This window comes from Flavobacterium sp. ZB4R12, assembly GCF_048276375.1.
In the GTDB taxonomy this organism is placed as follows: Bacteria; Bacteroidota; Bacteroidia; order Flavobacteriales; family Flavobacteriaceae; genus Flavobacterium; species Flavobacterium gawalongense.
On the sequence record NZ_JBLNKS010000032.1, the window covers coordinates 1 to 8,812 of the forward strand.

Here is an 8,812-nt window from a genome sequence, read left to right on the forward strand (position 1 = left end):
CTTGGATAATTCTGCTTATACCGTTGAAGATCTTGCACGAAGTTTAACTATTTCTCGAGTGCAATTGTATCGAAAAGTTAAAGCTATATTAGGGATCAGTGTCAGTGATCATATTAACAATATACGATTGGATAAATCAAAAGAGCTGTTAAAAAAGTCGAACCAGAACATTTCAGAAATTGCTTATGCAGTTGGTTTCTCATCACCAAATTATTTTTCAACTTCTTTCAAAAATAAATTTGGAGTCTCCCCGAAAGAATATAAAAGTAAAATATAGATATTTTTTGCTATTGATCTACTTTCTTTTTAACAATGTTAACGTAGTATAATTATATCTATATATCCACTGATCTCTAAAAATTAATATTAAGGATATGAAAAACAATTCAGATACCTCTGTGAATTTTATAACAATTCTGCTCGTTTATAAATTAGAATTGAAGAAAAGAATTACATTTCAATTCAAATAGTAGCTCAATACTAATAAATAATTATAAGAAAAGCGTAAATTTGAGTAGACTTTACATGAGGTCTGTTTTTGGCTGTTTTTTTCTTAGAAAAGTTGGCTTAAAAAAATTGTTTTTGAAATAAAATTTTGACTGTATTAATGTTGTAGTTTTTTCTTTAATATTATTAATCAGTTGTTTATATTGTTATTGTAATTAACGAAACGCAAATACCCACTCAATGTCAATGCACCCTTGAATTAAAAATAGTTGTGGGAAAAACTACGTTTACTGTCTTTTATTGAATATACTTAAAGCCGATTAGTGTAACCATTAAGAAATCTTAATTGCCAAAACGTAAAAAACAATCATGAGAAACTTACTGCAATATTGCTTGTTTTTTTTCGGCCAAGCAGCGCAATGGGCAGCGACTATAATAGTATTATTTTACTTTATCAAGATTTTTAAGAACTTATGTTGATAAGGTATTTGCAAAGTGGGAAAAAACTAAATATGGGAATATATTGGTTGTATGAGGAAAGGTTCATCGTCTTCCATGATTTTTTAATAACAATTACATTGGCTGTGCAAACGATTATATGGATGCTAATGAACCCATTTATGAAACGGAACAAAAAGCTATGGTTGCCCGTGATTCCTTTATCGGTGCAAAAAGGAAAATAGAACACGCTTGAATTGGTAGATTATGTTTGGAAAAAATAAGATTGGAATTATTTTATCCATAAAAAAACGAATCATTAATTTAAAAACAAACTACAATGAACAAATTATTCGTATTTGTTGCCCTTTCCTTTTTTGCTTTTGCTACAAAAGCACAAAGTTACCCCGAAATGATAATAGTCGAAGGCGGCACTTTTGATATGGGCGATGAACAAGGTATTGGAGAAGCTGATGAACAGCCCGTTCATCCCGTGACCCTAAAAACATTTAGCATTGCTAAGACAGAAACCACAGTCCTACAATGGAAAACCTACTGCGATGCTACTGGTCGAAAAATGCCAGATCCTCCATCTTGGGGTTGGATAGACAGCCACCCAATAGTAAACGTAAGCTGGGATGATGCCGTTGCCTATTGCGACTGGATGAGCGATAAAACTGGCAAAATATGTCGCTTGCCTACAGAGGCAGAATGGGAATATGCCGCTCGTGGCGGAAAGAAAAGCAAAGGCTTTAAATTTAGTGGTGGGCAAAGTATAGATTTGACTGGCTGGTACAAAGAAAATAGCGGTGATAAAACTAATTCAGTAGCTCAGAAACGTGCTAACGAACTGGGTTTGTATGATATGAGCGGTAATGTGTGGGAGTGGTGTGAGGATTGGTACGGTGATTATTCCGCCGGAGCACAAACAAATCCAAAAGGCGCAAAATCAGGGGGTTTCCGTGTGCTACGCGGTGGTAGTTGGTTCCTTGCTTCTACATACTGCCGTGTGGCGAGCCGCAGTCTCATGATGCCTAGCTTCCGGTATTACTACTACGGTTTTCGGATGGTTTTTATCGAGTAAACAGTGAAGTCTCTATCCGAGACGATAAACGAAAAAATAGAAACTAGCATAACAAAAGAGACGCAGGTAGTTACAGATGGTTATTTATCCAATAAAAAGATAACCTCAACAATAAATCATACCGCACATAAAGTAGAAAAACCAATGTAAACATTTTTAGTCACTAAAGGGAATTTCAATTTTATTATTGAAAATTTAATAATTAGCCAATTAAGTTTTAACTAAACAATCTAAATTATGAAACGAAAAATTATCCTTTATTTAATTTTAATGGGTTCCTTCTTTTCACTTACGGCCCAAAATATAAGAATAAAAGGAGTCGTAACCTCTTCCGAAGACGGAATGGCACTTCCTGGAGCATCAGTGATGATTTCTGGAATAAATATTGGAGCCACGACGGATTTTGACGGTCATTATATACTTAACAATGTAGATGAAAACGCTGTCTTGATATTTAGCTTTGCAGGTTTTGCAATTCAAACAATTCAAGTGAATGGACAAGAATCAATAGATGTAGTTTTGAAACCAGAATCAATACAATCAATACAATTAAGTGAACTTGTTTTAACGGGTTATACAAAAGAACGAAAAGTAGATGTAACAGGGGCTATTACTGTAGTAGATTTAAAGCCATTGTTAGGGCAAAGTCTAAGTTCCGGAAACATTATGCAAGCTTTACAAGGAAGAGTGGCAGGGCTATTCGTTGAAAAATCCGGAGATCCCAGTGGATCGAATAGCAGGATTTTAATCAGGGGGGTAAGTACGCTGGGAAATACAGACCCTTTGTATGTGATTGATGGTGTCCCTACAGTAAGACCGGAGGTATTCGCCAGCTTAAATCCAAGTGCTATAGAATCCATTCAAGTATTGAAGGATGCTTCCGCTTCCTCTATTTATGGTTCTAGGGCAGCAAACGGTGTTGTCATTGTAACAACAAAAAATGCTGCAAAAGGGGGGGAGATGAGTGTTTCTTATAGCATTAGCGTTTCATCACTTTCTGAGAAAAAGCAACGGTATAAAATGCTTAATGCGCTGGATCGAGGTAAGGTTTTGTGGCAGGCATCAGTTAATGATCATGCGGATCCAGCCGGAGGATATGGTGAAATATATGATTTTGATTGGAATCATGATCGTAATAATCCAATATTAAACAGCGTAACCGTTAAGCCTTTTGTAGGTGGCGATACCAATGTACCTGTCGGAGATACGGATTGGCAGGATACGATGTATAAAACAGGGTTTGTTATTAATAATGATTTATCGGTATCCGGTGGATCTGATAAAGCAAACGCAATGCTGAATTTAGGGTATTTAGATAATTCAGGAATGCTGAAATATACCAATTATGAAAGGTATTCTGCCAGACTTAATGTAAATTTTAAGTTGTTCAATGATAAAGTTAGATTTGGTGTAAATTCTCAATTTACCCAATCAAACGAAAGAAACGCCGCTAATGATGTAGGAAATGCACCAACACCAGGTTTAGCTATTTCATTAGCGCCAACTATTCCTGTGTATACTGCTTCGGGTGATTATGCGGGACCGTTAGGGTCTGGTTATTCCGATAGGAATAACCCTTTATTGATGCAATATCTAAACAGATGGGATAACAACAAAAGAATTTCTTTGTTTGGAAATGTTTTTACAGAAATTGATCTGTTAAGAAATCTTACTTTCAGGAATAGTATCGGAATGGATTTTAATGATTTCAACAGAAAAGACATTGAGCCAACTGTAAAAAATGGGTTTGTTAATAGAACTACAAATAGTTTGACTTTTGATACCAATAAATATTCAAGTTTAACAATTTCAAATACTTTAAATTATAACTTGAAAATTTCAAATCATAAAATTGGAGTAATAATAGGAACAGAAGCAATTAAAACAGATTTGAAGACTTTGTATGCTAGAGCTGAGGGATTTGCGGTAGAAACAGAATCTTATTTTACACTTTCTGCAGCTACAGGAGCCAGAACAAATAATGGTTTATCTACAGGAAGCAGGCTGCTTTCTCAGTTTGGAAAAATTAACTATGCATTTTTAGACAGGTATTTGGCTACGTTTACTATCCGAAGAGATGGTTCATCAAGATTTGGAGAAGACAACAGATATGGGATTTTTCCAGCTGCTACTGTAGGTTGGAAGATTAATAATGAAGATTTTTTCAAAAATATAACAAAGGTTTCAAGTCTTAAACTACGTGCAGGTTATGGAGAAGTGGGGAATCAATCCATTGGTGACAATGCTCGTTTTGGACTATATGAAGCTCGATACGGACCTAATCAAGCGGTATTTGTTCCGGATTTCTTTAATGTCTTTTATAATGTAGGAACTGCCTATGATTTAAATGGTGCTAATACCGGGAATTTACCTTCTGGGATTGTATCGATACAAGCAGCTAATTCAGGACTAAAATGGGAAACTACCAAAGAGGTTAACGTAGGTCTTGATTTTGGTTTTTTCGGAGATAAATTATCCGGTTCATTTGATTACTTTTCAAGAAATACAATTGGAATTTTGATTAAACCACCTATTGCAGCAGTTATTGGGGAAGGGCAACAGCGTTTCTTGAATGGGGCTTCTACTCAAAATAGAGGTTGGGAATTTACATTGGGATATTCAAATACGTTAAAAAATGGATTAGATTTTAATGTTTCCACAAATTTTGGTGCAACAAAAAATAAAATAACGGATCTACCGGAAGAAGTTAGGGCAGCATATCCAGGGACAGCCATAAACTCCATAATTGGTCATTCACAATTTGAAATTTTTGGTTTTAAAACCGAAGGTTTGTTTCAAAGTCAGGCAGACATTGATTCCCATGCGACCCAAATAGCTCCTAGACTTGGGGGTATTAAATATGTTGATATTAGTGGTCCTGATGGAAAGCCTGATGGGATTATCAATTCAGATGACAGGACTTTCATTGGTACAACACTTCCAAAATTAGAATATGGCATTAATATTAGTTTAGCGTATAAGAATTTTGACTTCTCCGTTTTTGGTTCCGGAGTAGCAGGAAGAATTGGAGTTGATCCTTATGTTTTTTGGAATAATTTTGTCCAAGGCAGGGAAAATGCAGGTCCAGGAACATTAAATGCTTGGTCAATAACTAATACAAGTTCAACTGTACCTTCTCTTTCTTTGGTAAATAATGATACTCAAACATCAGATTATCTTTTTAGAAATAATTCTTATTTTAAAATTAGAAGTATGCAAATTGGATATTCTCTTCCGGATAGTTTAGTTGATAAATTGGGATTCATAACTAAATGTAGAATCTATGCACAAGGGGAAAATCTGTTTTGGTTTACTCCAAAGGACTATATAGGTTCCGATCCAGAGCGAACAGATGTTAACAGAATACCGGTACCTACCACATTATCATTAGGAGTAAATTTAAATTTTTAAATAATAATTCTCATGAAAAAATATAATAAAATAGTTGTCAGCTTCTTGTCAATCCTATTTTTGGCATCCTGTAGCTCAGATTTTTTAGATTACGAACCTACAGGAGTATTGTCTCCTGAGAATGTAGCAACAGCTGAAAATGCGGATGCCCTAGTTAACGCGGCTTATGCAGCCATCGGTAATGACGAAATGGTGGGGCCAATAACGCACCAATGGGTTTATGGTAGTGTACGGTCAGATGATGCCTACAAAGGCGGAGGGGGTCGAGGCGACGTAGATGTTGTGGATCGTTATGAGCAATACACTACAACTATTGCAGATTATGGGGATTTGATGTTGCCTAGAACTTGGACCAATCATTATAAAGCGATTTCAAGAGCCAACTTTGCTTTATCGGTTATCAATAATTTACCAGATGCAGATTATCCGTTAAAGAAAACCAGACAGGCAGAATTACGTTTTTTAAGAGCGCATTCTCATTTTATGCTAAAGTTGTTGTTCAAGAAAGTTCCTTATATCACAGAGGATCTTTCCAAAGAACAAATTTTACAAACATCGAATGATTTGTCTAATGAGGATTTATGGAATAAAATTGCAGCTGATTTCCTTTTTGCATTCAATAATCTACCACAATCTCAAGAACAGGTAGGTAGAGCTGATAAAAATGCGGCAGCTGCCTATTTAGCAAAATTAAGATTGTATCAGGCTTACGAACAAGATGATACACATCATGTTGTAAATATTAACCAATCCAGATTACAGGAAGTGATTGATTATGCGGATGCGGTAATAGGTGATTTAGAAACAGACTTTGGTTATAACTTTTTAGATGGCCATGATAACGGACCAGAATCTATTTGGGCAGTACAATTTTCTATCAATGACGGTACCAATACCGGTAGAGTAAGTTTTGTAACGGGATTGAATTCGCCTCATGGTACACCACTTTACGGATGTTGTGGTTTTCACATGGCCAGCCAGAACATGGTAAATGCCTTTAAAACGGATGCTGCTGGTTTACCATTGTTGGATACTTTTAATGATGACAATGATCCTAATACGGATGATGATATTTTTAATACTATCAGCAATGGGGATGCACCTTTGGCTCCCGGAGTTACAATTGACCCTAGAATTGACCATACGGTAGGTATTCCAGGAAGACCATTCAAATATAAAAATACACTAAAAACTGCGGGTGACATGGTTTACAAATTCAGTTGGGCCAGAGACCCTGGAGTTTATGGGTATTTTGGTAACATGAAAGAGCAACAATCTCCGGACTGTTCCTGTTATGTGAAAAACGGACCATTCATCGGTACTTCAAAAAATGTTGATTTCATTAGATATGCAGATGTATTATTATTTAAAGCAGAAGCTTTAATACAAAAAGGCGATTTAGAATCAGCAAGAATTATAATCAATAGGATTAGAGAAAGAGCTGCTGCCAGTGCTACAATGCCTTTAGCTGCTGGAGCTTCAAATGATTATAAAATTGATATATACAAAACTCCTTTCCCTACAAAAGAGTATGCTATGAAAGCACTGATGTTTGAAAGAAGATTAGAGTTTGGAATGGAAGGGGCCCGATTCTTTGATCTTGTACGATGGGGAATTGCAGAACAGGTGTTGAATGCTTATTTAGATGTTGAAAGAGATATAAAAAGAGCTGATAAAAAGTTCCTTTTAGGTGCTAAGTTCACAGCGGGTAGAGATGAATATTATCCGATACCTCAAAGAGAAATTGATTTTACTGGAGGTTTATACAAACAAAATCCCGGGTATTAAAAATAAGGTTAATAATAATGCTTGTTAGTGTTTTAAATTAGATTAGGAGGCTGTCTGAAAAGATAGCCTCCTAATCTAATTTATTAGGGATGTCAGCTACTCCAAATCAATAATAGTTTCTATAGGGTCTTCGGCTTTAAAAACAAAACTCCCCAGACAAGTACATCCGCTCCGGCTTCAACTAGTTGTTTTGTGTTTTTATTGGCTGCACACCATCAAATTTCTATTATTGTAATTGCCCCTTTTCTAATAATTAGTTTTTTTAATCTCTGAATAGGTGTTTTCTATAAAAAATTGTTTTCAAAAACCTGGATTTAAAAACCTGATATGGGATAAACAAATTGTAAAATAATGTATATATTTGTTTAATACTTTAAAATATCATTTGACATTTAATATAAAAATGATATGTGATTTCTGCAAAAAAACTAATTGTCAATGCAATTAGAAGATATTCATAAGTCTGAAAACCTATTTAGGACTTTATAAAAATATTCTTTTATTATATTCTTAAGATTGTTTTTACGGATATGAATTCAGAAAAATCAACTACAAGAATAGCTATTAATTACTTTAAATATTTTATTTTAATAAACCATAAATCGTATGTCAAGAAGAGTTTGTTTTATACTGCTGGCAGGTTTCTTATGTATACTAAATTCCTGCAAATCATCTGATGAAGATAAAAAAGAAGTTTCCATTGGATTTTCACAAAGTATAGATCATGATATTTGGAGAAAATCGATGGATCATGCGATGGAGGTTGAAGCGTCACTTCATCCAGAGGTTAACCTGAGAATTTATAATGCGAATCGTCAACCAAAAAAACAGATTCGTGATATTGAAAAAATGATTGAAGATAAAACAGATGTCATAATAGTTTCTCCTTTTGAATCAGACTCTATCATTCCGGTAATAGAAAAAGCAAATGCAAAAGGTATTCCTGTAATCATAGTGGATAGAAAAATAAATTCTTCAAATTATACGGCTTATTTAGGAGCAGATAATGTTGAGGTAGGACGAATTGCCGGGAAACACATTGTTTCATTATCTAAAGGACATGCCAATGTGATTGAAATTAAAGGGGCTTACTATACATCGCCTGGTTTAGAAAGAAGTTTAGGATTTAGACAAATCGTTAATCAATATCCGGGAATTAAAGTAATTACTTTAGAAGCGCAAAATGATGAGTTGCCTAAGAATGGGTTTGTGAAAGCGCTGGAAAGTTATTCTGATATTAATTATGTCTATGCATATAATGATATAATTGCATACCAGTCATGGTCAGTAGCTAAGGAAAAAAAGCTGGAAAAAAAAATAAAATTTATAGGAGTCGATGGAATTAATGGTCCAAACGGAGGCATTCAATTTGTTAAGGATGGAGTTTTAGAAGCCACTGTTTTATATCCAACAGGTGGTAGCGAAGCTATCAAACTTGCATTGAGGATTGTAGGTAAAGAGATTGTTCCTAAAAATAACAAGCTTAATACCATATTGATAGATTCTCTTAATGCGGATATAATGAGTAATCAATTTGATAAAATAACAATCCAACAATCTGATATTGAACAACAACAAAGTGTTATAAAAAACCAGGAAAAGAAATACTCTACTCAGAGTAATCTTCTGAAACTTTTAATTTCT

5 protein-coding genes are annotated in these 8,812 nt (G+C 34.6%); all 5 read left to right on the plus strand.

Annotated features, from left to right (window positions below; genetic code table 11):
* Positions 1–277, plus strand: a 277-nt coding sequence (locus tag ACNO7W_RS16075) for a helix-turn-helix domain-containing protein (RefSeq protein ID WP_417938884.1), incomplete at its 5' end; no start/stop codon positions are given.
* A 948-nt stretch (positions 278–1,225) separates the two neighbouring features.
* Entirely contained in the window at positions 1,226–1,969 is a 744-nt protein-coding gene (locus tag ACNO7W_RS16080) for a formylglycine-generating enzyme family protein (RefSeq protein WP_417938885.1), read from the plus strand.
* A 237-nt stretch (positions 1,970–2,206) separates the two neighbouring features.
* Positions 2,207–5,380 (plus strand): SusC/RagA family TonB-linked outer membrane protein, encoded by a 3,174-nt coding sequence (locus ACNO7W_RS16085; protein ID WP_417938886.1) that lies wholly within the window; start codon positions 2,207–2,209, stop codon positions 5,378–5,380.
* A 12-nt stretch (positions 5,381–5,392) separates the two neighbouring features.
* The gene (locus ACNO7W_RS16090; protein WP_417938887.1) at positions 5,393–7,168 is read left to right on the plus strand and encodes a RagB/SusD family nutrient uptake outer membrane protein; all 1,776 of its coding nucleotides are present in this window, start codon (positions 5,393–5,395) and stop codon (positions 7,166–7,168) included.
* Between the two features lie 606 nt (positions 7,169–7,774).
* A partial coding sequence (locus tag ACNO7W_RS16095; RefSeq protein ID WP_417938888.1) for a substrate-binding domain-containing protein occupies positions 7,775–8,812 on the plus strand: 1,038 nt, incomplete at its 3' end.